General features: G+C 57.5%; 1 pseudogene. It reads right to left on the bottom strand.

The annotated features are described in order from the left end of the window. Positions 1-1,135 (bottom strand): annotated as a pseudogene (gene glyA, locus EOA24_RS37540) (serine hydroxymethyltransferase); the annotation flags it as partial. Positions 1,136-1,543 lie beyond the last annotated feature (408 nt).

The raw sequence follows: 1,543 nt of genomic DNA on the forward strand, positions 1-1,543 counted from the left end.
TGTCGCCGGTCACCCGGCACCATATTGAAATTCGCAATCATACCTGCACGCGATAAGCGCTCGGCATAGGCTTTGCCTGACAGCGGCCGGTTCCGAAGATCAAGGATCAGCATGTGATTGTCAGTGCCCCCGGTGACGAGTTCATAACCTCGCTCCAGAAGCGCCCGGGCCAGAGCCTTGGCGTTGTTGACGATCTGCTGACCGTAGATACGAAAGGACGGGTTCGCTGCTTCCTGCAAAGCGACGGCAAGCGCGGCGATAGTATTCATATGCGGTCCGCCTTGCAGGAGAGGGAACACGGCGCGGTCTATGCGTTTGGCCAGATTGTGTTAGCTGTTCGGATGATAAAGCGACTGATAGCGATCTTCATTCTTCGACAGAATGAAGCCTCCGCGGGGCCCGCGGATCGACTTATGAGACGTGCTGGTGACGACGTCGCAATGGGCCACGGGATTCGGATGCGCTCCGGCGACAATAAGGCCGCTGATGTGCGCAATGTCGGCCACGAGATAGGCGTTCGCCTCCGCAGCGATTTCGGCCATTGTCGCGTAATCAAAAATACGCGGATAAGCAGTTCCGCCGACCCAAATTAGCTTCGGGCGTTCCCGCTTGGCGGTCTCGCGCAAGCGGTCATAGTCGATTTGCTGCGTCTTTTCGTGCAGCCTGTATGGGACTCGCTGATAATCGGTGCCGGAGAAGTTGACTGCCCAACCGTGCGTCAGATGGCCGCCTTCGGGTAAAGGCAAGCCCATGACTTTGTCTCCCTGAAACAAAAGCGCGCGATAGACAGCCTGATTGGCCGGCGAGCCGGAATATGGCTGGACGTTAGCGTGTTCACAGCCGAATAGCGCCTTTAAGCGCTCGATAGCGAGGTTTTCAAGCTCATCGACGATCTCGTTTCCGGCGTAGTAGCGCGCACCGGGGTATCCCTCGGCATACTTGTTGGTGAAAATCGAGCCGGCGCTTCCAACACCGCCGAGGAGGCAAAGTTCTCGGAGGCGATAAGTTTGAGAGTTGTCCGCTCCTGGCGCTCCTGTTTTAGAAGCAGTTCGTGAACGCGGCAATCGACCGCTGCCAGGCTAGCCTGTCTGTTGGTGTCGGGGCGCGCGATGGCTGCGTCAGCGGAGTTCTTCATGATAGTTTCGCACTCCCTAGGCAGATCTTTTCCGAATCAAGCAGCAGTCCCGTTGGACGACGCGTCTTGGACCGCCTCGAGCCGCTCCAGGTCCAGCTTATGATAGCCATCGTCGTGGGGGAGGAGATCGACCAAGAATTGAGCCAGCCCGCCATCCCTGCTTCCTGTCTGCAGATGGTACGAAGACTGCGGACGTTGTTCGTTGCAGCAAAGAAAGTTGGCTCTAGTGAGCACCCTCACGTGTCGCACAACTTGCTCGCGACGCAGACCCAGAACTTCCGCCAGCCCGCAGATCGTTAGGTCCGCATGTGCGCAAAGGCCCAGAATTCGAAGACGATCAAGATGCGCTGCCGTCTGCAGGCGGCTGACCAGTGTCTTCATTCTTCAACAGCCCGTAAAAGACTGGAT

The organism is Mesorhizobium sp. M2A.F.Ca.ET.039.01.1.1, from assembly GCF_003998035.1.
Taxonomy (GTDB): domain Bacteria; phylum Pseudomonadota; class Alphaproteobacteria; order Rhizobiales; family Rhizobiaceae; genus Mesorhizobium.